Here is a 21764-nt window from a genome sequence, read left to right as displayed (position 1 = left end):
GGATCGACGCGCGCTATGCGTCCGATTTGGCTTTGGAGTAAAGTCGTGGCGCGCCGGGTCTTCTTTAGCTTCCACTACGATCGCGACATCTGGCGCGTGAACCAGATCCGCAACATCGGCGAGATTGTCGGCGTCGCGGCGGCGGGCTTCCACGACGCCTCACTGTGGGAAGACGCCAAGACCAAGGGTGACAAGGCCATTAAAGCGCTCATCGACAACGGCTTGGCGAACACGTCGGTGACAGTCGTGTGCATCGGCGCAAAATCAGCGGGTCGCAAGTACATCGATTATGAGATCGAGCAGTCGATCGCGCGCGGGAACGGGATTGTCGCGCTTCGCATCAACCATCTCAAGGACAAAACGGGCATGACTGATCCGGTCGGTGCGACGCCTCAAGCCATCGTCAATTCTCAGGCCCCCGTGCGCAGCTACGTCGATCACGCGATGTTGAAGAAGTGGATCGATGAAGCGGCCGACTAAGCGGTCTGCCCGCTGTGTACCGTGCGCGGCTAGGCCCGACGCGAAAATGTCACTTCGTGGGTCAGGGCGCGTCGTGTGGGTCGTCGAAGCGAGGGCTGCCCGCCCTCGACCATGCCGCTTTTTCGCAACCGGTAATGGCGGCGGAGCCACGGCATTAGGCCGGCTGACCCGCCGGTATAACTATTCTGAGCGCGAGAAGATCGAGCCCAGCATGCGCTGATTGCGCTCCGCCTCCAGGGCCGACTGTCGCTCCGCCAAGCCTTGCCGCTCTTTCTCGTCGGCCGCGTCGAGTCCGACTTCTGCTCCCTTGCGGTTCAGGATCGATAGGCGGAGACCTGTGTGAACCGGCGTGCCACGATCGCGGAGCGTCGTCCATAGGCCCTCTGCAGCGTCGAGGCTGCCGAACCGAATTTCGTATTTGCATCGCAAGCCGACTTGGGCGTCATGGTTGGCTCCTCCGAAGCGCTTAGACAATAAGGTCAGCGTCGAGAGTGCGGCCTCGGCACGGTCCGCCTCAATTTCACAGTTTGCCAGGTTAGCCATGACTTCGAATGGCGGATGCGGTATGGTGCGGTTTGCCGTTTCGGCGTATCGCAGCGCCGCCCCTGGATTGCCACGCGCCTGCTCGAAAGTTGAACGGCGGTGGTCGGCGAAGCCGCTCGGATCTACTCGTTCGAGGACATCCAAAGTTCTGGCTGCGGTTTCCAAGTCTCCGTGGCGCAGCGCTATAGTACAGCGCAGGTCAACGACGTAGCGGTTGTGCGGCGACTTCTCCTCGGCTTGTGTGATATGATGCTCGGCTTTGGCGAGATCTCCTAGCTCGAAATAGCTGCTGGCGAGTTCGCGATGAACGGCAACGCCCCCGCGGCCATACGCGAGGCTCTTCTCATACGCTTCGACCGCTGCACCGTACTCCCTTCTGCGGCGGGCCGCGAAGCCTCGAATATAGAAAGCCTCCTTCAGCTCACCTTGCCTGATCAGCTCGTCGATATGAGCGTCCGCATCGTCGAACTTATCTCGTCTGATGAAAGCCTGCGCAACGTAGCGGCGCACGTCGACGTTGTCGGGCCGGGCCTCCAACGCCGCCGCTCCGTAGCGTATCGCAAGATCGTAGTCTTGGTCGTGGTAGCTGCGGGTGGCCACTTGGATCAGATCTGCCGCGAAACCGACCGCGAACGGGGACAGCGCCGGCGTTCCCGCGAGCAGGCTGGCTCGGAAGATCGTCTGCCCGAGGCTCAACCGTGCGTCGTCGCCGGCCTCTTCTCGCAGATATGCGTCCAGCAGGTCGGCGAGGCGTGAGGAATCCACCCTTAAGCCGTCGAAGGCACGGTAGGCGGCATCGCGAAGCGGCTCGGTAATGCGGAAGTTCAGCCCATCCGGTAACACGAAGGCGAGATCAATGAGCTGGTCCATTGCTGCGTTGGCTTCGGCATCAGCAATTCCGCCGTAATCCGCTAAGACGCCGAGTGGCAAAGGGCTGAAGGCCGATAGCAGCCTCAGCATTGTGACCATTGCGGGCGTAATTGCGCTGTTCTCTTTCAGCTGTCGAAGAAAGAGCTCGGCGCTGAAGTTTACCAACGCGCGTTGATTTGCCACGACCTGCGGCACGCCTCTGGTCCGCGCTTCGTCCAGCGCGAAGCGTACGGCGGGCGGGTAGCCCCTAGAGTACGTCGCCAGTGAGCTGAGTTCGGATCTTGCGAAGACCAGCCCCATGTCTCGGCCCGCGACCCGCAGTAAGTTTTGGGTAGATGCCTGGTCAAGTTCAGGAACGCGCAGCGAGGGCAGGCTCGCTCCCCCGGCCCCGTACAGGCGTCGGCTCGCAATAAAGACCGCGTCAATCATGCGATCTGCCGCGATCGCATGGTAGAGCGCCTCGAACTCCGGTCGGAGCACGCCGTTCTGCTGAGCCAAGGCGCCGTTGTCGACGATGACCGGCAGCGTTCCTGCGTCGCATGCGACGCTCATGAGTTCAAGCACGTCAGCCCTGAGAGTGTCGGGCGCCTTGGCCTGCTGCTCGGCCAAGAGGACAGCGTAGTCGGCGACTCCGCCTGGCGACAGGGCGTCCGAGAGCCGAACGAACGTCTCCGGCATCAGATCGCCGGCTCCGAGCGGGACCGGCAACGTGGTCGAATAGGAGAGATTGTCCCTTGCTACCGCTTGGACGAGGGTCCGCCGACCAATTCCCTTAAGACCGTATACTAGCAGAGGCGGACGCTGGTCGGGATCGGTAAAACTCGAAATGACGTCAAGGGCCTCCTCAATCTCGGCACGTCGTCCGACAAAGTAGGACGGTATTCTTTCCGCGAGACGTTGGCCAATCATGCGCCTGATCTCGATCGCGATCAGGCCGGCGTTGTCTTGACGGACGATGAGCGTCTGCTTCATCCAATTGGGTAGATCGTCAAGGTCGAGGGCTGGATCTATTATAAAGGTAACTACCCTGCTGAGGGCCTTGCGCGTCATCGCCTCCTTCGCGGTGGCAATCTCAAATCTGACCCAGTCGCGTGTCAGTGCGCCACGACTAGCGAAAAGGACGAAGATGTCCGAACGAGAGAGGCTAGCGAGAATAGCCTCCCTGAAGTCATCACCAGCGTCAAATTCGAAGGCGTCATAAATCACTGCGGCGCGGCCGAGCGACCTTGCGACTTCGCCGACAATCTTCTTGTCAGCCGAGTGGTGAGATAGGAAGGCGCGAGGAAGTTTGGGCATGATTGCCTTTCGAGGACTAGCCGTTTTGATAGCGGCTGCCGCGCGCGAGAGTCGATTCCCAGTCCGCCTGCCGCTACCCGCTCGACCTAACCCAGTATCAAGGTAGGCTAGTTCGCTGCCGGTCACGCTCGCGCTGCGCTATCGTTCATGCCCCTTCGACACAATCACGGTTTGATCCGTCAAGCGGCGCGATGCGTCGGAGACCGGCTGACGCCGTATAGGGGCATTAGTTTCAGAAGGGCGGAGATCTACCGCCGATGCCGTTCAGCCGGTTCGACGAAAGCGCCAAATCCGCCGCTCGGCCGAGGTGAACGAAGGGCCGGAGTTGGAGAGGGGTAAACTGGCTCTGAACGGCCGAAAATGGTGATCCGCATGACGCTTCTTGAGCTTCAGCCAAGAAGAGGGCGATGACTGGAATTCTTCGAACAATTTAGGTCGAATATGCGCCGCTGACTTCTCAACGTCACAGCTACAGGCCTCTAAATGGTGCCTGCGAACACGTTAGCGGGTCAGAGCTTAGGTCTTGGCGGGTCCGATTACATCTGATGGTGCCCAGGGACGGGATCGAACCGCCGACACTGCGATTTTCAGTCGCATGCTCTACCAACTGAGCTACCTGGGCATGTACCGCTGAGCAGCGGTGAGCGGCGTCCTTAATCGGGGTTGCGGGGGCTGTCCAGCGCTTCTTCGTCGACGGCGGGGCCGGGGATGCGATAACCCTCGCCCAGCCATTGTAGCAGGTCGCGGTCCTTGCACCCGCGGCTGCAGAAGGGCGCGTGTTCGGGCAGCGTAGGTGCGGTGCATATCGGGCAGCGGGCGGTCGTCATGCGTCGAATATAGGCGTGCGGCCGGTGCGGCGCACCAGCTCGTCGAGCCAGTGCGGATGCGCGTCGAGGCAGGCGCCGACGGGTGCGGAGAGGCGATGGCGATTGGGCGCGGTCGCAGGAACGCGCTCGATCTGGCGCAGCGCAGCGCGCGTCGCGGCGGCGGCGAGGTCGTCGCGCAGCAATTCGGGCAGCGAGGCGCGGGGGCGCGGGCGGACGATCTGCAGAAAGCCGAAGCCGTTGACCGCGGTGCGCTCGAACGGGGGCGCCAGGTGCGCGTCGATCGCGGCCGCAACCGCCTGCCGCGTGGCCTTTCCGGTAATGCTGGGAAAGTCGACGCCAATCGAGCCGCCGATGCCGTGCCGTCGGATCGCGAGCGCCACCGCCACCGCTGCGCGCTCGGCGAGTACGTCGAGCGGACCGTCGCCGTCGACATCGAACAGCGTCATCGCCGGCGTCGGCGACATCCGCAGCGCGCCGCCCGCAAACGCGATCTCGCCGGACAGCGCCTCGTCGAGCACCTCCGACCAGCCGACCTGTTCGAGCAGGTCGGGCTCGTGCGCGCGCAAGGTCCGGACCGGCGCCCCGGTCGCGGTGATGCGGGCGAGCAGATCGGGGCCGGTCGTTATCGGCAGCTCGCTCACCCGCCCGCGCGCGCGCTTGGCGCGGCCGGGTTCGGGGATCGCCTCACGCACCACCTCGACCGTGATCGCGGAACCGAGCGTCACGCCGGTTGGGCGGCGGTCGAGCATCACCTGCTCGCCCATATCTAGCGTGGCGAGCTGGAACTCGGTCAGCCGTGCAGGTGCGACGGTGCCGACGCGCAGCCGGCCGGGCAGTTCGATCCTCGCGGCAAGGATACGGTTGCCGTGGACCAGCGCGGCGCGCGCCTCGCCGATGCCGTCCTCGTAGAGCCAGCAGGCGTCAGGCAAGGATGCCGGCGGTGACGAGCAGCGCGCGCGTCTCGAACAGGGGCAGGCCGATCACGCCCGAGTGGCTGCCCGAGAGAAAGCGGACCCAGCCCTCGGCACGACCCTGGATCGCGTAGCCGCCCGCTTTGCCGAGCCCCTCGCCGCACGCGATGTAAGCATCGATCTCGCGCGCGGTCAGCGGCTTGAACGCGACGATCGTGTCGGCGAGCCGCGTGCGCTCGGTGCCGCTCGCGTCGATGACGCAGACGGCGGACAGCGCGTGGTGGCGGCGACCCGACAGTGCGGAGAGCAGGTCGTGCTGGACCTCCTCGGTCGTGGCAGGCGGCAGGATGCGTCGGCCGAGCGCGATCGTGGTGTCGCCGGCGAGCACGACCTCACCATCCGCGCGGGCAACGGCGCGTGCCTTTTCGACGGCGAGGCGCAAAGCATAGGCGCGGGGCAGCTCGCCCTTGAGCGGCGTTTCGTCGATCTCGGGCGCGGCGACCCGGTCGGGCGCGGCACCGAGGCGCGCGAGCAGGTCGCGCCGGCGCGGCGAAGAGGAAGCTAGGACGAGTGGCATCGGCGAAAACGGGCGAAGGCCGCCCGGCGCGATTATTGTGGGCCGGGGCCGCCGCGGCCGGGCATGAAGCGGTAGGTGATCCGACCCTTGGTCAGGTCGTATGGGGTCAGTTCGACCAGCACCTCGTCGCCGACGAGCACGCGGATGCGGTTCTTGCGCATCTTGCCCGCGGTGTGGCCGAGGATTTCGTGATCATTCTCGAGCCGGACGCGGAACATCGCGTTGGGCAGCAGCTCGACCACCTGGCCGCGCATTTCGAGGAGTTCTTCTTTCGCCAAACGGTGTCTCTTTCGGGATTGGACGAGCGCGCCCTTAGCCGAAGAACGGCCAAAAGGGAAGGAGCGCCGGGAGTACAACAATAACCGGACCCGCGCGAGGCGAGTCCGGTCGACACCAATGATATGGGCGCTCTGCCACCGTCGGGCAAGGCGAGCGGCGGCTCACCTTGCCCGAGGCGCTGTCAGCCCGCACCACCCGCCAGCGCGGCGAGCAGCAGCAAGGCAACGATGTTGGTGATCTTGATCATCGGGTTGACCGCGGGGCCGGCGGTGTCCTTGTACGGGTCTCCCACCGTGTCGCCCGTCACCGCGGCCTTGTGCGCCTCCGATCCCTTGCCGCCGTGGTTACCGTCCTCGATATATTTCTTGGCATTGTCCCAAGCGCCGCCCCCGGATGTCATCGACAGCGCGACGAACAGTCCCGAGACGATGACGCCCAAGAGCATCGCGCCGACCGCGGCGAAGGCGCTGGCCTGCCCGTCGACGGCGCGTACAATGAAGTAGAGCGCGAGCGGGGAAAGCACGGGCAGCAGCGACGGCACGATCATCTCGCGGATCGCGGCGCGGGTGACGAGGTCGACGGTGCGACCGTAGTTCGGACGGCTGGTGCCCTGCATGATGCCCGGATTGTCGCGGAACTGACCACGTACTTCCTCGACCACTGCGCCTGCCGCGCGGCCCACCGCGGTCATCCCGAACGCGCCGAACAGGTACGGGAGCAGCGCGCCGAGCAGCAGGCCGACGATCACGTACGGATTGGACAGGCTGAAATCGACCGTCAGATCGGGGAAGTAGGTTGCGAGGTCGGTCGTATAGGCACCGAACAGCACCAGCGCGGCGAGGCCGGCCGAGCCGATCGCATAGCCCTTGGTCACCGCCTTGGTCGTGTTGCCGACCGCGTCGAGCGCATCGGTGCGCGCGCGCACCTCGTCCTCCAGCCCCGCCATCTCGGCGATGCCGCCGGCATTGTCGGTGACCGGCCCGTAGGCGTCGAGCGCGACGACCATGCCCGCGAGCGCCAGCATCGCGGTCGCGCCAAATGCGATGCCGATGATGCCTGCCAGCTTGTACGCGGCGATGACCGCGACGACGATGACGATCGTCGGCAGCGCGGTCGCCTCCAGGCTGATCGCCAGGCCCTGGATCACGTTGGTGCCGTGCCCGGTCTCCGACGCGCGTGCGATGGATCTCACCGGGCGGTAGTTGGTGCCAGTGTAATATTCGGTGATCCACACGATCAGCCCGGTGACGGCGAGGCCTATCAGCATGCACCAGAACAGGTCGTTGCCGGTGAACGAGGCGAGCGTGCCGCCCGCTTGCACCGCACCCTCCGCGCCCGTCGTCAGGTCGTCGCCCGCGGGATCGAGGAAGCCCGCGCCGCCGATCACCGCGCCCATGTCGCCCAATGTCCAGCGCGTCACCGCGTAGATCGCGGGGATCGACAGCAGCGCCGAGGTCCAGAACCCCTTGTAGAGCGCGCCCATGATCGAGCCGCCACGTCCCAGCCGCACCATGTAGGTGCCGATGATGCTGGTCACGATGCACACGCCGCCTACGATCAGCGGCAGGCTCATTAGCCGCAGCAGCTCGGCCGCGTCGGCGCGGATGAGGAGCGCGATCGAGATCATCGTGACGCCCAGCGTGACGACGTAGGTCTCAAACAGGTCGGCCGCCATGCCGGCGCAGTCGCCGACATTGTCACCGACGTTGTCGGCGATGACCGCGGGATTGCGGGGATCGTCCTCCGGAATGCCGGCCTCGACCTTGCCGACCAGGTCTGCGCCGACGTCGGCTGCCTTGGTGAAGATGCCGCCGCCCAGCCGCGCGAAGATCGAAATCAGCGACGCACCGAACGCGAGCGCGGTCAGCGCCTCCACGATCGCGCGGTCGTTGGGCGCGCGTCCGCCCGGGCCGACGAGGTACCAGAAGAACCCCGCGATCGCGAGCAGGCCGAGCCCCGCGACCAGCATCCCCGTCACCGCGCCCGACCGGAACGCGGTGGTGAGCCCACCCTGAAGGCTGCCGCGCGCCGCCTCCGCGGTGCGGACATTGGCGCGCACCGAGATGTTCATGCCAACGTAGCCCGCGACCCCCGACAATAGTGCGCCGATCACGAATCCGGTGGTGGACAGCAGGCCGAGCGTCGCGAACAGCACCACCGCGACGATCACGCCGACGATCGCGATGGTGGTGTACTGCCGGCCGAGATACGCCTTCGCGCCCTCCTGGATCGCGGCAGCGATGTCTTGCATGCGCTCATTGCCGGCGGGTTGTCGCAGCACCTGGCCGCTGGTGAGGATGCCATAGGCCACGGCCACCAGGCCGCAGAGAATGGCGACATAGACGCTCGTCATGCCCGTTCTTCCCTCCTATTTTTGGCGGCGCGATGTTCGCTCGCGCTCGCCTCGGGCACGAAGGGGCACCCAAGTGCCTCCAAAGTCAAGCGTTGTGCTGATAACCCAAGAGTGCCGGCAGTGGCACGCGCGCGCCATCGTCGACGAGCACAAGCCCGCGACCGCGCGCGAACGCGCCGACGCGCACGGCCGGAACGGGAGGCGTCCAGTCGGCCGGTGCTGCGAACAGCAGCTCGTAATCGTCCCCCGCCGTCGCGGCGGCGAGCGGGGTCGATCCGTATCGGCGCGTGGGCATCGAGAGCGGCACCGCGGCGAGGTCGACAGTCACCGCCATTCCGCTCGCCTCCGCCATGCGCGCGGCGTCGATCAGCAGCCCGTCGGACACGTCCATCATAGCATGGACGTGGGGGGCAAGCGCTCGTCCCTCGGCAAGGCGCGGGGTCGGTCGGCGATAGCGGGCGAGCAGCCACGCCTCGTCGGAGTCGCGCGCCCGTCCGGCTTGCGCGATCGCGAGACCCGCCCCCGCGTCCCCGATCGTGCCGGTGACCCACAATGCATCACCCGCGCGTGCACCCGAACGCGGTGGCGCGGCGGCATCGGCCCCGAACGCGGTTAGCGTCAGCACGCGCGGTGCGCCCGGCGGCAGCGACACGGTGTCGCCGCCCAGCAGCGGCGCGTCATACTGCGCCAGTACCGCGCGGAAACCACGCAGAAAGGCGGCGTCCCACGCCACTTCCGACAACGGATAGTTGAGCAGCACCCCCTCGACCAACGCGCCCTTGGCGGCGAGATCGGACAGGTTGGTCGCGACCAGCCGCCACGCCACATCGCCCGCCGGATCGGCCGAGAGAAAATGGACGCCCTCGACCATCGTGTCGGTGGTGACAACCAGCCCGGCGAGCATCGCGGTATCGTCGGTCAGGCCAGCCGCACCGGGATGCAGGGGCAGCGTGCGCAGCGCATCGAGGAAAGCGCGTTCGTCCACGCTCAATTCTCCTCGATCCGGCGGTCCTCGTCGCCCGACACGGTCAGCTGGCGCCAGTCGAGCGCTTCCTGCAGCAGCAGGTAGGTGTCGCTGCTGATCGACTGATCGTGGCGCAGCGCCTCGAGCCGGTCGCGCTGCGCGAGGACGGCGGCGATGGCGAGACCGTGGCGGCGGTTGAGCGTGTCGGGGTCCTTGCCCGACACGCCGTCGCGAATGTCCTGATACTCGCGGCGCAATTGTTCAGCCGCTTCGCCGTCTTCGCCCTCAAGCCGCGAGAGCGCGGCTTGGGCAAGTTCAAGCCGTGCGTGGTCGACCTCCTCGCGCACCTCCTTTGCCCGCCCGATCCCCAGCCAGCGGATCAGCGGGTTCAGCGTCGCGCCTTGTATCACCACGGTCGCGAGCACGACCGCGAAGGCGGCGAGTACCACCGCATCGCGCTGTGGGAAGCCGGCGGGCAGCGCGAACGCGGTGGCGAGCGTGACCAGCCCGCGCATCCCCGACCAGCCGAGCAGGAACGTCTCGGCCGGGCTGATCGGCGTCATCTGCCGTCCGTGGCGGATGCGCCACATCACAACGCCGCGGTAACCGAACGCGATCAGCAGCCGCGTGGCGATCACGCCCAGCACCACCCACAGGGCGAGCCAGCCGGCGTTGACCAGTTCCGCGCCCGACATCGCCGACAGGATGTTGCGCGCCTGCTCGCCCATCAGCAGGAAGGCGAAGACGTTCAGCAGGAACACGACGGTGGTCCACACCGCGTAGGAGTGGACGCGCATGCGGGGCGAACTGCCGCCGCCCGGCTTCGCCGCGATCGTCATCGCGCTCGCCACCACTGCCAGCACGGCGGACAGATGCAGATGCTCGGCGACGATCCAAGTGACGAAGGCGTGGAGGAATTGCAGCAGCGTGCCGCCGACCGTCTTCTCGACGTGCGGCTGCAAGCGGCGGACCAGCAACCCGTAGGCGATGCCGAACAGGATGCCGCCCGGTGCCGCTAGTGCGAAGCGTGCACCCGTGCCCCAATCGAACGTGCCGCTCATCTGTGCGGCAAGCGCGGCATTGAACAGCATCAGCGCGGTCGCGTCGTTGAACAGGCTCTCGCCCTTCAACACCGCCTCGACCCGCTTGGCGACGGGCAGGTTGGTCAGCACCGCGGTCGCGGCGGCCGCATCGGGCGGCGCGACGATCGCGCCGAGTGTCAGCGCGGCGGCGACCGGCAACCCGATCGTGTACCAACCGATCCAGGCGACGAACCCCGCGGTCGCGAGCACCGCCACACCCGCGTAGACGATCAGCGGCAGCATCAGCCGCCGTGCCGCGCCCACGGGAAAGTCGAAGGCCGCATCGACCAGGATGGGTGCGATGAACAGCGCGAGCGCGGTGGCGGGATCGATCAACAAGACCGGCGCACCCGGGATCGCAGCAACCGCGACACCCGCGGCGGCCATCACGGTCGGGTAGGGCAGCGACAGTCGGCGCGCGACCTGCAGCATCGCCACTGCGGCGAGCATCAGTGCGAGAAGGCTCTCGAAGAAGGTCACGGCGCGACGGTAGCGGCTCGCGCTGTGAAGTCACTCACCCGCGTCAGTCTTGCTCGCGCCGTGCGCCGTCGAGTGTGGCGTCGAACCGGTCGCGCGCGGCCGCGTCGCGCTGCTTCTCCGCTTTCGTGCGGCCGAAGGCGGCGCGGTTGGTGGCGGCGGTCGTCTCTGCCTCGGTGCGCGCCTTGGCCTTGCGCGCACGGCGCAGGTTGACGACCTCGCCCATCGTCAGTCTTGCCCGGCGTCGGCGGTCCCCGCGCCGCGCACGTCCTTGGCGACCGCGTCGAGGATGCCGTTGACGAAGCCCTTCTCGCGTCGTTCGTAGAAGGCGTCGGCCACGTCGACATATTCGCTGATCGCCGCGCCGACCGGCACGTCGCTGCGCGCGAGCAATTCATAGGTGCCGACGCGCAGGATTGCCTTCATCGGCTTGTCGAGGCGATCGAAGCTCCACCCCGACGACAGCCGCGCCGCGATCAGCCGGTCGACCTCATCCAGCCGCGCGTGCGTGCCCGACACCAGATCGTCGAAGAAGGCGATGTCGGCGTCGGCATACTCGACATCCTCGATCGTCGCACCCAAGCGGTGGTGGTGGAATTCGGTCAGCAGTTGCGGGATCTTGGTCCCTTCCATCTCGTGCTGGTAGAGCGCCTGGACGGCGGCGAGGCGGGCGGCGGCGCGGGCGCGCGATCGGGCAGCGGTGCGGGACATAAGGGCGGCGATGTAGTCGCGCATGCGCCGTTCGTCACCCCTCAGCGGCGCTCGTCCTCTCGTCGGCACGGCTCGGCCGCAATTTGCCGTGACGGCGCAACGATTTGCCCGCACGCACCGTTGTCGGCTCATCAATCACGGGGGCGACGAACATGGGCCTTTTTAGCAAGGACATCAAAACCTTCGATGACCTGTTCCTGCACCAGTTGCAGGACGTCTATTACGCCGAGAACCAGATCACCAAGGCGCTGCCGAAGATGATCGACAAGGCGAGCGACGCGGGGTTGAAGGCGGGGTTCGAGCAACATCTGAGCGAGACGCGCGGGCAGATCGACCGGCTCGACCGCATCTTCGGTCTGATGGGCGAGAAGGCGGCGGGCGTAACCTGTCCCGCGATCGACGGCATCATCAAGGAAGCGAATGAGGTCGCGGGCGAGATCGCGGACAAGGCCGTGCTCGACGCCGCGCTGATCGCCGCGGCGCAGGCGGTCGAGCATTACGAGATCGCGCGCTACGGCACGCTGATCGCATGGGCCGAGCAGATGGGGCGCGGCGAGATCGCGTCGATCCTGAAAGAAACGTTGGCGGAGGAATATGCCACCGACGACAAGCTGACCGCGATGGCGACGAGCAAGGCCAATCGCGCAGCCGAGATGGCGTCGGCGGGGTAGCAGGAACACCTTCGTCGCCCCGGAGCGGTTTCGGGGCGACGAGTAGTTAGCGGTTGGTCCTGATCCTTAGCGCAACCGATTTGGCGTGCGCGGGCAGCCCCTCGGCATTGGCCAGCGCGACCGTCGCCGGGCCGAGTTCGTTGAGTGCGGTCTCATCGAGTTGCAGGAAGCTCGTCCGCTTCATGAAGTCGGTGACGCCGAGTCCGCTGGCAAAGCGCGCGCGGCGTCCGGTCGGCAGGACGTGGTTCGGCCCTGCGACATAATCCCCGATCGCCTCGGGCGTATGGCGGCCGAGAAAGGCGCTGCCCGCGTGGCGCAGCCGATCGAACAGCGCGCGCGGGTCGTCGCAGGCAAACTCGACGTGCTCGGGTGCTAGCCGGTCGACCAGCGGGATCGCGTCGGCGAGCGTCGGCACCACGACCACCGCGCCATTGTCTTCCCACGCGACACGCGCGGTAGCGGCGGTCGGCAGGTCGGCGAGTTGGCGCTCGACCGCTTCCTCGACGCGCGCGGCGAAGTTGGCATCGTCGGTCAGCAGGATCGACTGTGTCGTCACATCGTGCTCGGCCTGGCTGAGCAGGTCGGCGGCGATCCAGTCGGGGTCGTTCTGTCCGTCAGCAACCACGACGATCTCGCTCGGCCCCGCGACCATGTCGATCCCGACCACGCCGTAGACCTGCCGCTTCGCCTCCGCGACCCAGGCATTGCCCGGGCCGGTCACCACATCGACGCGCGCGATGCGGTCGGTGCCGTAGGCGAGTGCCGCGATCGCCTGCGCCCCGCCGAGGCGCCACACCTCGTTCGCGCCGACCAGATGCGCGGCGGCGAGGACGAGCGGATTGATCTCGCCTCCGGGCGTTGGAGTCACGACCACCAACCGCTCGACCCCGGCGACGCGCGCAGGGATCGCGTTCATCAGCAGCGTCGATGGGTAAGCTGCGCGTCCGCCGGGGACGTAGATGCCCGCCGCATCGACCGCGCGCCAGCGTGCGCCGAGCCGCACGCCCGCCGCATCGGTGAAGTCGGTATCTTCCGGCCGCTGCCGCTCGTGATAGGCGCGGATGCGCGCGGCGGCGAGTTCGAGCGCGGCGCGCAGTTCGGGCTCGAGTCCGTCGAACGCCGCGGCGCAGTCGGCGGCGTCGACCCGCCAGCCGGTCTCGTTCAGGTCGTGCCGGTCGAGCTTCTGTGTAAAGGCGTGGAGCGCCGCGTCGCCCTCGTCGCGCACCGCGCGGATGATCGTCGACACGTCACGCGCGACATCGACCGAGGTTTCGCGGCGATCATCGACCAATGCGTCGAACGCGGCGGTGAAATTCGCATCGGCGGCGTCGAGGCGGATCATGCCGCGATCTCTGTGCCGGCGGCGGCGCGGCGGAACGCCTCCACCAGCGGAAAGACGTGCGCGCGCGTCTTCATTGCGGCGCGGTTGACCACCAGCCGTGCGGACACGTCCATGATCGGCTCGACCTCGACCAGTCCGTTTTCCTTCAGCGTCCGCCCCGAGGAGACGAGATCGACGATGCGCGGCGCGAGGCTGAGCAGCGGAGCGAGCTCCATTGCACCGTTCAGCTTGATACATTCCGCCTGAACGCCGCGGCGCGCGAAATGCTGCGCGGTCAGGTGCGGGTATTTGGTCGCGACGCGCACGTGGCTCCACCCGCGCGGATCGTCGTGCTCGGCCAGCGACGCGGGCTCGGCCACCGACAGCCGGCAATGTCCGATGCCGAGATCGACCGGCGCGTAGAGTTCGGGATAGTCGAACTCGGCGAGCACGTCTGACCCGACGATGCCGAGCTGCGCCGCGCCGTGCGCGACGAAGGTGGCGACATCGAACGCGCGGACGCGGATCAGCGCGATGCGCGGGTCCTGCGTGGCGAAGCGCAGCGCGCGGCTGTTCTCGTCGGAAAAAGCAGGCTCCGGCACAACCCCGGCGCGCGCGAGCAGCGGCAGCGCCTCGGCGAGTATGCGGCCCTTGGGTACCGCGATGACGGTCACGTCTGTTTGGTCGGCTGGCGGCTGTTGGGCGGACATGCCGCGGGCTTTACGAGCGCGGGGGAAGGGGCGCAATGTCGGCGAGGAAAGGGAGAGGGCCGATGGCGAGCGAGGCGGAGAACCGGGCGGCGTTCGAGGTGCAGGCGCAATATTGCGATGCGATGGCCGCGCCGATCACCGCGCGCGTGTCGCGTTCGCTCGGGCGCGTGCTGACGCGCGACACGCAGATCGGGCAACGCGTGCTCGACTGGGTGGGCGAGCCGGTCGCGGACGCGGTCGTGTTGCGGCTGGTTGGCGGACTGCATGCGACGCACCGGCGCGGCGCGGATGCCGAGCTGTCGCGGGTACTTTCAGGTGTCGTCAGTAAGGAGGTCGAGGTCGATCACGCGCTGGCTGGCGCGGTGACGCGGCTCGACCAGGACTTGGTGACGTGGCTGGATGGTCCGCCACAGACCAACGAGGCGGCGCGGTCGGCGGGGTTGATGACCGGGTTGCTCCACGTTGCTGCGCGCTTCGGGCCACGCGTAGAGGTGCTGGAGATCGGGTCGAGCGCGGGGCTCAACCTGCTGATCGGGCGCATGCGCTTCGATCTGGGTGGCGTTGCGGCGGGGCCGTCCGGGTCGCCGCTGCTGATTCGTCCCGAATGGCGCGGCGCGCCTCCACCGGACGTGCCGATAGAGGTCGTATCCGCACGCGGCGTCGACATCGCGCCGGTCGATGTCGAGCAACCGGCGGCGGCGGAGCGGTTGCAGGGCTACGTCTGGGTCGATGCGGCCGAGCGGCAGGCGCGGCTCGACACTGCGATCGCGATGGTGCGCGCGCACGGCGTCGATCTGGTGCAGGGCGACGCGGCCGACTGGGTCGAGGCACGGCTGGCCGAGCCGCAGCCGGCGGGGGTCACGCGCGTGCTGATGCACTCGGTCATGTGGCAGTATCTGCCGCCCGAAGGTCGCTCGCGCATCCGCGACGCGATGGCCGCGGCCGGCACGCGGGCGAGAGCGGAGCGGCCGCTCGCCTGGGTGATGATGGAGCCGAACCGCGACCTTCACCGGCACGAGGTGCGGGTGCAATGCTGGCCGGGGACGACGCCGATGGAACTCGTCGCGCTCACGCACGCGCACGGCGCCTGGGTCGAGGGTTTGTCACCTCCGTACGAGACGCGCGACTATGTCATGCGTCGCGGCGCCTACGAGGCGGACTGACGCGGCAGGGCATGCAGGGCCTGGGTCGCGGGGCCGATCGCTGCCGCGCGCGCGATCATGCTCGCGGTCAGGAAGGTCGTACCCTGCGCAAGGAAACGGCGCGGCGTGGTGCCGAGAAAGGTATTGGCATCGCGCAGGAAGTGCGACGCGTCATAATAGCTGCTGTCGATCAGATGATAGCCCATCGGCTCGCCCGAGCGGAGCAGATTGACCAGCGAACGCAGGAAACGCGCGCGGCGCAGCAGCAGCTTTGGCGGCATGCCGAACGCCTGCATCGCGACCCGCCGCAACGTGGCGACGGTCAGTCCCAGTCGATCGGCCGTGTCCGCAATCTCGATCACGCCGTCGACCAGCATCAACCGCGTGAAGTCGCGGATGGCGTCCTCGTGCGGGTGGCGGCGGGAGAACAGCGGGGTCAATAGCGCGTCAAGCATCGGCGCGATCAGCGTCTCGTCGTGTATCGCCTCCAACGCGCCCAATAGCCGCTCCGCGATGCCGGCGGGCAGCACCTGATCGAGCGGGACGACGCGGTTGTGAAAGGCGGAGGCCGGTTGCGGGAACATCCGCACCCAGCCGAGCGCGGTCAGCCCGATGCCGACCTGGATACCGCCGCTCGTCGTCGCGCGAAATGCGCTGCCGGTTGCCCCGTACACGCTGACCGGCGCCGGCGTGAAACGATGGTTGCGGATCGCAATCCCGACCGGGCCGGCATCCAGCAGCACGCAGATCATCGGCGGCGCGGGCAGAAACCAGTTGACCATTTCGGCACGGTTGCTGTCGCCGTAGCTGGCGTAACCGCTGACGAGCTCGTGCAGGTCGGGTGCGGGCAGGTCGTAGCGGACGGCAAGTCCCGGCGGCATCGCGAAGGCCGATGCCGGCACGTCGGGGCGGTTGGTACCGCCGCGCAGGTCTTCCGCTTTCATGCCATCCTCACACGCAGGAGGCACGCTCACACGATCAGCCCCTTATGCTTGCTGTGATCTTTACGATGACATGGATCAAGAGGCGCGCGCCGTTTTCCCTTACGGATAACTGACCGTTTTCGGGACTTCGGGAAGCGGAATCCGTTCCTTGTCGTCACCGGGCACGTCTGCGAACTCGCCCGCCTTCCATGCGCGACGCGCCTCGCGGATGCGGTCGCGCGAGGAGGACACGAAATTCCACCACACGTGGCGCGGGGTAGAAAAGGCCGCGCCGCCCGCCAGCATCACGCGTCCGCCCGTCTCCGACCTGAGCGTCGCCGCGGTGCCCGGACGCAGCACGTACAATCGCTGCGGCTCGATCGTCATGCCGTCGAGCGTCGCCTGACCATGCGCCAGGTAGATCGCGCGCTCGTCGGTCGAATGGTCGACGGGCACGCTGCCGCCCGCATCGAGCGTTACGTCGGCGTAGATCGTGTCGGCATAGGTCGTCGTCGGCGCGCGCTCGCCCCAGAGCGACCCCATGATGACGCGCGCGCGGGCGCCGGCGTAGGCAATTTCGGGCAGCGCGTCGGCGGCGACATGCTCGAAGGCGGGATCATGCTCCTCCAGGTGATCGGGCAGTGCGAGCCAGGTCTGGATGCCGGCGAGGGCCGGGCCACCGGGGCGGACGTCCCGCGGCGACCGCTCCGAATGGACGATGCCCGAGCCTGCCGTCATCAGGTTCACCGCGCCCGGTGTGATCCGCACGTCGCTGCCGAGCGAATCGCGGTGCTGGAACGCGCCGTCGAACAGATAGGTGACGGTCGACAGCCCGATATGCGGGTGCGGGCGCACGTCGACGCCGTCGCCCGGCGGCAGGTGCGCCGGTCCCATCTGATCGAAGAACAGGAACGGGCCGACCATCGTCCGATCCTTGTGCGGCAGCGTGCGATAGACCTTGAACCCGCCGAGATCGTGCGTCGCGGGTGCGAGCGTCTGCAGGATCAGCGCGTCGCCGTCATTTGGGGGCGTGGACATCGGTTTCCTCCAGCATGGCAAGCAGATCGGCGGGATAGATCACTTCCGCCCAGTCGGCGAGTTCGTCGCGCGTGAACCAGCGCGCCTCCGCCATCAGTTCGCGTTCCTGATCGGTCAGTGCTGCGCCCGAGACATCGTGGCGCTCGACATCGACGCGGAACCAGCGTTCGTCCGCAGTCACCTCGACCCGGTCGAAGGTGAGGAAATCGACGACGCGGCGCGCGACCTGCGGCCCGCAGTCTCGGTCGAGCCCGGTCTCCTCCCACAGCTCGCGCCGCGCCGCCGCCTCGTAGCTCTCACCCGGGTCGACCGCACCGCCGGGCGTGCACCACAAGGGCGCGCGGTCGGCGGGCGTGAAGCGGAACAGCAGCACGCGGGCCTGCGCGTCAACCAGCAGGATGCGCGCCGCGGGCCGCGGGACGCGCCGCGTTACTGCGGACACGTCACTCGTCATCGAGTTCGGGATAATGGCGGAAGATGCCCTGTTCGTTGAACACGATGCGCCGATCGCTGGCGAGATAGCGCCTGATCCCCGGCAGATCGGCGACCAGCCCGTGGATTCGCGCGAGCGCGGGGTAATCGGGCGCGAGCGTCGCCATCCGGCGCGGGAACGCGTAGCGCAGTCCCTCGATCAGCTGGAACAACGACGTGTCGGCATAGGTCCAGCGGTGGTCGATCATCCACGGCCCGTCGTTGCACTCCGCCGCTTGCTCGAAATAGTCGAGGAACTTGGGCAGGCGTTCCTCGCGGAACTGGTGCGCCGCGCGTGCTGCCTCGGGCTTCTGATCGTCGTAATAGTCCATCACGGCGACGGGATGGTGGACGTTGTGCACCTCCGCGACCAAATCCGCGATCGTGAGCTGCAACTGGTGGACCCAGTAGCGATCGGCGATCCGCGATGGCGCCAAATCGTGGCGATCGCCCAGGTAGAGCAGGATGTCGGCGACCTGCGCGATCGTGAAGCCGTCGATGTCGAGATAGGGCGGCGCGAACGGTGCGCGGCCTTTGCGCGCATCAAGGTCGGCGATCAGCGCGTCGGCGCCGCTCACGCGCGCGCAATCCTCATACGCGATGCCGGCGGCTTCCAGCGCGAGCCGGATGAACTCGCCGCGGCCCTGAATCTCGGGCCAGTACCATAATTTCATCGTCACCGGACTGCCTCCGCCGGCGCGCGCGCCTCGATGGCGAGCGCGTGGATGTGGTCGGCGAGCAGGTCGGCGAGCGCGCGATTGACCAGCCGCTGCTGCGCGACGCGCGACTGACTGGCGAAGGCCGCGCTCTCGATCACGACGCGGAAGTGGCTCTCGCCCGATCCGTCGTCGCCCATGTGGCCGCGGTGCTGCGCGCTCTCGTTGATCACGCGCAGGTGGGTGGGGGACAGCGCGGCAGTCAGGCGCTCATTGATCGCGCGCTCGACAGGGCCGGGCGGAGTGACGGAAGCGGTGGCAGGGTCGGTCATCGGCCCCATATAGGTAGTTTTTGCGGGAAAGGCGCCAGGCTCAACCATCGTGTCGATCAGGAAGGACAGACCGCAGACGCGTTTCCACGGTCGCGTCGAGAATAGCCAGCGCGCGTGCGATCATCCGGGCTGCGCCGAGGCGGGCGAGTTCCGCGCGCCGCCGCTGGAGGGGCCCGGCAGCGGCGACGCGCCGCCGCGTTTCCGCTGGTTCTGCCTCGACCACGTCCGCGCGTTCAACGCGGGCTATAATTATTTCGAGGGGATGAGCGCCGACGAGATCCACCGTGCGCAGAGCCCGACCGCGGGGTGGGAGCGCGAGACCCGCGCCTTCGCACGTGCGGGCCAGGGCGACCAGCCGCCGCGCTGGGCCGATTACGCCGATCCGCTCGACGCGATCGGCGCGCGCTTTCGCCGCACGACTGCACCCGAGCGACGCGACGGCAAGCCTTTGTCGGTTGAGGATCGCCGCAGCCTCGACACACTCGGCCTCGCGCCCGATGCCGACCGCGCAGCCTTGCGCAAACGCTATTCCGAACTGGTGCGCGCATATCATCCCGACCGCAACGGCGGCGATCGCAGCCATGAGGAGCGGTTGACCAAGGTGATCGCGGCCTACCAGCAGTTGCGGCAGGCACCCGCCTTCGCGTGAGCGCGTTCAGCCGCCGGTCGTACCGGCGCCGGCATGGAACACCGTCTCGAACCCGCCGAAGATCATGCGCGCGCCGTCGAACGGCATGGACAGCGTCTGAAACCGCTCATCGCTGTGCATCGCGGCCTCGCAGCGTTCCGCGGTGTCGCGGTCGGGCCACAGCACCCAGCTGAACACGACCGTTTCGCCGTCCTGCAACGCGACGGCGCGTGCGAAGTCGGTGCGCGTGCCGGTCGGCACCTTGTCGCCCCAGTTTTCCATGATCTGGAGCGCGCCGTACTCTGCGAGCAACTGCCATCCCGCCTCTGCGGCGGCGACGTAAGCATCGCGCCCGTCGCTCGGCACCGGCGTCACGAACCCGTTGACGTAGGTCACTCGTCCATTCCCTCCTGCCTGCTGTCATCTATTTGCAGAGCCACCCGCGGCGCGCTCGCCTGCGCGTTGAAAATGCGGGGCAATTGCCTGGTAGAAGGCGGTGGAGCGCGCGACGTCGCTGACCGGCAAATTGACGAAGATCATCCGCGGCACAGGCACGGCCTCCCCCTAGCGAGTCGATCGTGGTGGCAGGATGCGCGAGATGTCGGCGAACGCAACCGCGTTATCGTCGGACAGGGGGCCACGGAGCGACGTTCGTCATTCGTGCGCATGAGCGACCACGCGGGCAACCTCGCGAACGCCGGGGCGTTATCCTCGCCGTTCCATCTGCCGGTGCATACCGGGCCGACACCCACGCGCGGGTTGACGCGAACGCGATCCCTTCGCACTGATTGCGGCAACTTCTAACAAGCGGCTCAAGCTCGATGAACGATCTCTCCAACACCCAGCCCGACAGCCGGGACAGCACGATCATGGACGCGCCCGACAAGATGGTCGGCGTGCGCGAGCTGTTCGGGATCGACAGCGACATGGAGGTGCCCGCCTTCTCCGAAGCCGACGAGCGCGTGCCCGACCTTGACCCTGCCTATGTGTTCGATCCCGACACGACGCTCGCGATCCTGGCGGGCTTCGCGCACAACCGCCGCGTGATGGTGCAGGGCTATCACGGCACCGGCAAGTCGAGCCATATCGAGCAGGTTGCGGCGCGGCTGAAATGGCCGTGCATCCGCATCAACCTCGACGCGCACATCAGCCGCATCGACCTGATCGGGCGCGACGCGATCGTGCTGCGCGAAGGCCAGCAGGTGACGGAGTTTCGCGAAGGCCTGCTGCCCTGGGCGTTGCAGACCCCGACCGCACTCGTGTTCGACGAATATGACGCGGGGCGCCCCGACGTCATGTTCGTGATCCAGCGCGTGCTGGAGACGGAAGGCAAGCTGACGCTGCTCGACCAGAATCGCGTGCTGCGTCCCAACCCGTATTTCCGACTGTTCGCGACCGCCAACACGGTGGGTCTGGGCGACACCAGCGGGCTGTACCACGGCACGCAGCAGATCAACCAGGGTCAGATGGACCGCTGGAATATCGTCGTCACGCTCAACTACCTGCCCGCCGCGACCGAGGCTAATATCGTGCTCGCCAAATCGGGTGAATACGACAAGCCCGAGGGCAAGAAGACGGTGGAGAACATGGTCCGGGTCGCCGACCTGACGCGCAAGGGCTTCATCAACGGCGATATCTCGACCGTGATGAGCCCGCGCACCGTCATCACCTGGGCGCAGAACACGCTCATCTTCAAGGACGTGGGCTTCGCGTTCCGCCTCTCGTTCCTCAACAAGTGCGACGATGCCGAACGTCCTTTGGTAGCGGAATATTACCAGCGCGTGTTCGGCAAGGACCTGCCCGAGAGCGTGGCCGCGAAGGCGTAAATGGCGAGCGACACGCCCCTCGACCGATTCAAGAACGTCCTCGGCGGCACCGCGCGCGCGTTGTCGGACGAGGCGGAGGTGGAGCTCGCCTTCACCGCCGACGCGCCGTCGCAGTCGGGCAAGCATATTCGCGTGCCGATGCCCGCGCGTTCGTTGCCCGCGGATCAGGTGGCGGAAGCGCGCGGGTTCGCCGACGCGTTCGCGCTCCGCCTGAAGCACCACGACACCGCGCTCCACGCGCGCGGTGCGCCGGCGGAAGCCGTGGCGCGTGCGGTCTACGACGCAGTCGAGACCGCGCGGGTCGAGGCGCTGGGCAGCCGCGGTTACGCGGGGATCGCCGACAATCTTGCCACCGCGCTCGACGTGCGGCTGCGCTCCGACCCGATCACGCGCGCGCGATCACAGAGCGAGGTGCCGCTGTCGACCGCGCTCGGATTGATGGTGCGTGAGGCGCTGACCGGGCTGCCGTCGCCGGTCGCGAGCGAGCCGGGCCTCGCGCTGGTGCGCGACTGGGTCGGGGAGCGCGTCGATCTGGACGCGCTCGCGCTCGTGCTCGACGACCAGCGCGCGTTCCAGGGGCTGACACGCAAGCTGCTCGAGGACCTCGAACTCGTCGAGGGTGAGCAGGTGCCCGAGGAGAGCGACGAGGAAGGCGGCGAGGACGAGGCCGGCGGCG

The 21764-nt window shown here is 67.4% G+C and carries 23 protein-coding genes, 1 tRNA gene and 1 pseudogene; 6 read left to right on the top strand and 19 right to left on the bottom strand.

What is annotated here, in order from left to right:
• Window positions 1-45 precede the first annotated feature (45 nt).
• Window positions 46-480, top strand: a complete 435-nt coding sequence (locus QZ847_RS04850; RefSeq protein ID WP_294353657.1) for a TIR domain-containing protein — start codon at window positions 46-48, stop codon at window positions 478-480.
• Window positions 481-660: 180 nt separating this feature from the next.
• Here QZ847_RS04850 and QZ847_RS04845 read toward each other — a convergent pair whose 3' ends face one another.
• The 11 genes from QZ847_RS04845 to nusB all read right to left on the bottom strand — a co-directional run bounded on the left by QZ847_RS04845 (window position 661) and on the right by nusB (window position 11370).
• Window positions 661-3189: a toll/interleukin-1 receptor domain-containing protein gene (locus QZ847_RS04845; protein WP_294353654.1), complete on the bottom strand. Its 2529-nt coding sequence runs from the start codon at window positions 3187-3189 to the stop codon at window positions 661-663.
• Window positions 3190-3735: 546 nt separating this feature from the next.
• Window positions 3736-3811 (bottom strand) — tRNA-Phe (locus QZ847_RS04840).
• Window positions 3812-3842: 31 nt separating this feature from the next.
• Complete coding sequence (gene yacG / locus QZ847_RS04835) at window positions 3843-4016, bottom strand: DNA gyrase inhibitor YacG (protein WP_294353651.1); 174 nt, start codon at window positions 4014-4016, stop codon at window positions 3843-3845.
• A complete protein-coding gene (locus QZ847_RS04830) occupies window positions 4013-4945 on the bottom strand; it encodes a ribonuclease (protein ID WP_294353649.1) in 933 nt (310 codons plus the stop codon). The genes yacG and QZ847_RS04830 overlap by 4 nt, the downstream gene beginning before the upstream one ends.
• Entirely contained in the window at window positions 4938-5504 is a 567-nt protein-coding gene (locus QZ847_RS04825; protein ID WP_294353646.1) for a nucleoside triphosphate pyrophosphatase, read from the bottom strand. Before QZ847_RS04825 ends, QZ847_RS04830 begins: the two co-directional genes overlap by 8 nt.
• A gap of 32 nt (window positions 5505-5536) precedes the next feature.
• Window positions 5537-5782: a translation initiation factor IF-1 gene (gene infA, locus QZ847_RS04820; RefSeq protein ID WP_026325702.1), complete on the bottom strand. Its 246-nt coding sequence runs from the start codon at window positions 5780-5782 to the stop codon at window positions 5537-5539.
• Between the two features lie 182 nt (window positions 5783-5964).
• Entirely contained in the window at window positions 5965-8136 is a 2172-nt protein-coding gene (locus QZ847_RS04815) for a sodium-translocating pyrophosphatase (protein ID WP_294353644.1), read from the bottom strand.
• Window positions 8137-8221: 85 nt separating this feature from the next.
• A complete protein-coding gene (gene thiL, locus QZ847_RS04810) occupies window positions 8222-9121 on the bottom strand; it encodes a thiamine-phosphate kinase (RefSeq protein ID WP_294353641.1) in 900 nt (299 codons plus the stop codon).
• A gap of 2 nt (window positions 9122-9123) precedes the next feature.
• Window positions 9124-10662, bottom strand: coding sequence for a cation:proton antiporter (locus tag QZ847_RS04805; RefSeq protein ID WP_294353638.1), 1539 nt, complete (start codon window positions 10660-10662; stop codon window positions 9124-9126).
• A gap of 43 nt (window positions 10663-10705) precedes the next feature.
• Window positions 10706-10885, bottom strand: coding sequence for a DUF4169 family protein (locus tag QZ847_RS04800; RefSeq protein ID WP_294353633.1), 180 nt, complete (start codon window positions 10883-10885; stop codon window positions 10706-10708).
• Between the two features lie 2 nt (window positions 10886-10887).
• Window positions 10888-11370 carry a transcription antitermination factor NusB gene (nusB, locus tag QZ847_RS04795; RefSeq protein ID WP_294353780.1) on the bottom strand — a complete coding sequence of 161 codons (483 nt, stop codon included), beginning with the start codon at window positions 11368-11370 and terminating at the stop codon, window positions 10888-10890.
• Window positions 11371-11522: 152 nt separating this feature from the next.
• Here nusB and QZ847_RS04790 point away from each other — a divergent pair, with 152 nt between their 5' ends.
• On the top strand, window positions 11523-12041 hold the full coding sequence (locus QZ847_RS04790) for a ferritin-like domain-containing protein (RefSeq protein ID WP_294189828.1): 519 nt from the start codon (window positions 11523-11525) through the stop codon (window positions 12039-12041).
• A 46-nt stretch (window positions 12042-12087) separates the two neighbouring features.
• Here the strand turns inward: QZ847_RS04790 and hisD are convergent, their stop codons facing one another.
• Together hisD and hisG are read right to left on the bottom strand one after the other, a co-directional pair.
• Entirely contained in the window at window positions 12088-13383 is a 1296-nt protein-coding gene (gene hisD / locus QZ847_RS04785; protein WP_294353631.1) for a histidinol dehydrogenase, read from the bottom strand.
• A complete protein-coding gene (hisG, locus tag QZ847_RS04780; RefSeq protein WP_294353628.1) occupies window positions 13380-14072 on the bottom strand; it encodes an ATP phosphoribosyltransferase in 693 nt (230 codons plus the stop codon). Before hisG ends, hisD begins: the two co-directional genes overlap by 4 nt.
• A gap of 62 nt (window positions 14073-14134) precedes the next feature.
• On the opposite strand from hisG, the gene QZ847_RS04775 reads away from it, so the two are divergent.
• Window positions 14135-15235, top strand: a complete 1101-nt coding sequence (locus tag QZ847_RS04775) for a DUF2332 domain-containing protein (protein ID WP_294353625.1) — start codon at window positions 14135-14137, stop codon at window positions 15233-15235.
• Here the strand turns inward: QZ847_RS04775 and QZ847_RS04770 are convergent.
• The 5 genes from QZ847_RS04770 to QZ847_RS04750 form a co-directional block, all read right to left on the bottom strand.
• Complete coding sequence (locus QZ847_RS04770; protein WP_294353623.1) at window positions 15220-16158, bottom strand: helix-turn-helix domain-containing protein; 939 nt, start codon at window positions 16156-16158, stop codon at window positions 15220-15222. The genes QZ847_RS04775 and QZ847_RS04770 overlap by 16 nt on opposite strands.
• A 99-nt stretch (window positions 16159-16257) precedes the next feature.
• Window positions 16258-17175 carry a pirin family protein gene (locus tag QZ847_RS04765; protein WP_294353620.1) on the bottom strand — a complete coding sequence of 306 codons (918 nt, stop codon included), beginning with the start codon at window positions 17173-17175 and terminating at the stop codon, window positions 16258-16260.
• Window positions 17156-17629 carry an NUDIX domain-containing protein gene (locus QZ847_RS04760; protein ID WP_294353617.1) on the bottom strand — a complete coding sequence of 158 codons (474 nt, stop codon included), beginning with the start codon at window positions 17627-17629 and terminating at the stop codon, window positions 17156-17158. The genes QZ847_RS04765 and QZ847_RS04760 overlap by 20 nt, the downstream gene beginning before the upstream one ends.
• The gene (locus tag QZ847_RS04755) at window positions 17619-18320 is read right to left on the bottom strand and encodes a glutathione S-transferase (RefSeq protein WP_294353777.1); all 702 of its coding nucleotides are present in this window, start codon (window positions 18318-18320) and stop codon (window positions 17619-17621) included. The genes QZ847_RS04760 and QZ847_RS04755 overlap by 11 nt, the downstream gene beginning before the upstream one ends.
• A gap of 2 nt (window positions 18321-18322) precedes the next feature.
• Complete coding sequence (locus tag QZ847_RS04750; RefSeq protein ID WP_294353614.1) at window positions 18323-18634, bottom strand: BolA family transcriptional regulator; 312 nt, start codon at window positions 18632-18634, stop codon at window positions 18323-18325.
• A 49-nt stretch (window positions 18635-18683) separates the two neighbouring features.
• Between QZ847_RS04750 and QZ847_RS04745 the strand changes: the two genes are divergently transcribed.
• Window positions 18684-19283 carry a J domain-containing protein gene (locus tag QZ847_RS04745; protein WP_294353611.1) on the top strand — a complete coding sequence of 200 codons (600 nt, stop codon included), beginning with the start codon at window positions 18684-18686 and terminating at the stop codon, window positions 19281-19283.
• A gap of 6 nt (window positions 19284-19289) precedes the next feature.
• Here QZ847_RS04745 and QZ847_RS04740 read toward each other — a convergent pair whose 3' ends face one another.
• Window positions 19290-19658, bottom strand: a complete 369-nt coding sequence (locus QZ847_RS04740; RefSeq protein ID WP_294353609.1) for a DUF1428 domain-containing protein — start codon at window positions 19656-19658, stop codon at window positions 19290-19292.
• Between the two features lie 425 nt (window positions 19659-20083).
• Between QZ847_RS04740 and cobS the strand changes: the two genes are divergently transcribed.
• Together cobS and QZ847_RS04730 are read left to right on the top strand one after the other, a co-directional pair.
• On the top strand, window positions 20084-21088 hold the full coding sequence (cobS, locus tag QZ847_RS04735; protein WP_294190633.1) for a cobaltochelatase subunit CobS: 1005 nt from the start codon (window positions 20084-20086) through the stop codon (window positions 21086-21088).
• A pseudogene (locus QZ847_RS04730) lies at window positions 21089-21764 on the top strand (cobaltochelatase subunit CobT); the annotation flags it as partial.

Origin of the sequence: uncultured Sphingomonas sp., from assembly GCF_913778135.1 — a bacterium.
Lineage (GTDB): Bacteria > Pseudomonadota > Alphaproteobacteria > Sphingomonadales > Sphingomonadaceae > Sphingomonas.
Note: the sequence above shows the minus strand (reverse complement) of the source record. Positions and strands in the feature narration are given on the sequence as shown.

Coding starts and splice junctions, on each gene's coding strand:
- QZ847_RS04845 (WP_294353654.1), bottom strand. CDS start 3,189: ATGCCCAAACTTCCTCGCGCCTTCCTATCTCACCACTCGGCTGACAAG.
- yacG (WP_294353651.1), bottom strand. CDS start 4,016: ATGACGACCGCCCGCTGCCCGATATGCACCGCACCTACGCTGCCCGAA.
- QZ847_RS04825 (WP_294353646.1), bottom strand. CDS start 5,504: ATGCCACTCGTCCTAGCTTCCTCTTCGCCGCGCCGGCGCGACCTGCTC.
- QZ847_RS04815 (WP_294353644.1), bottom strand. CDS start 8,136: ATGACGAGCGTCTATGTCGCCATTCTCTGCGGCCTGGTGGCCGTGGCC.
- QZ847_RS04800 (WP_294353633.1), bottom strand. CDS start 10,885: ATGGGCGAGGTCGTCAACCTGCGCCGTGCGCGCAAGGCCAAGGCGCGC.
- nusB (WP_294353780.1), bottom strand. CDS start 11,370: ATGTCCCGCACCGCTGCCCGATCGCGCGCCCGCGCCGCCGCCCGCCTC.
- QZ847_RS04790 (WP_294189828.1), top strand. CDS start 11,523: ATGGGCCTTTTTAGCAAGGACATCAAAACCTTCGATGACCTGTTCCTG.
- hisD (WP_294353631.1), bottom strand. CDS start 13,383: ATGATCCGCCTCGACGCCGCCGATGCGAATTTCACCGCCGCGTTCGAC.
- hisG (WP_294353628.1), bottom strand. CDS start 14,072: ATGTCCGCCCAACAGCCGCCAGCCGACCAAACAGACGTGACCGTCATC.
- QZ847_RS04775 (WP_294353625.1), top strand. CDS start 14,135: ATGGCGAGCGAGGCGGAGAACCGGGCGGCGTTCGAGGTGCAGGCGCAA.
- QZ847_RS04770 (WP_294353623.1), bottom strand. CDS start 16,158: ATGAAAGCGGAAGACCTGCGCGGCGGTACCAACCGCCCCGACGTGCCG.
- QZ847_RS04765 (WP_294353620.1), bottom strand. CDS start 17,175: ATGTCCACGCCCCCAAATGACGGCGACGCGCTGATCCTGCAGACGCTC.
- QZ847_RS04760 (WP_294353617.1), bottom strand. CDS start 17,629: ATGACGAGTGACGTGTCCGCAGTAACGCGGCGCGTCCCGCGGCCCGCG.
- QZ847_RS04755 (WP_294353777.1), bottom strand. CDS start 18,320: ATGAAATTATGGTACTGGCCCGAGATTCAGGGCCGCGGCGAGTTCATC.
- QZ847_RS04750 (WP_294353614.1), bottom strand. CDS start 18,634: ATGACCGACCCTGCCACCGCTTCCGTCACTCCGCCCGGCCCTGTCGAG.
- cobS (WP_294190633.1), top strand. CDS start 20,084: ATGAACGATCTCTCCAACACCCAGCCCGACAGCCGGGACAGCACGATC.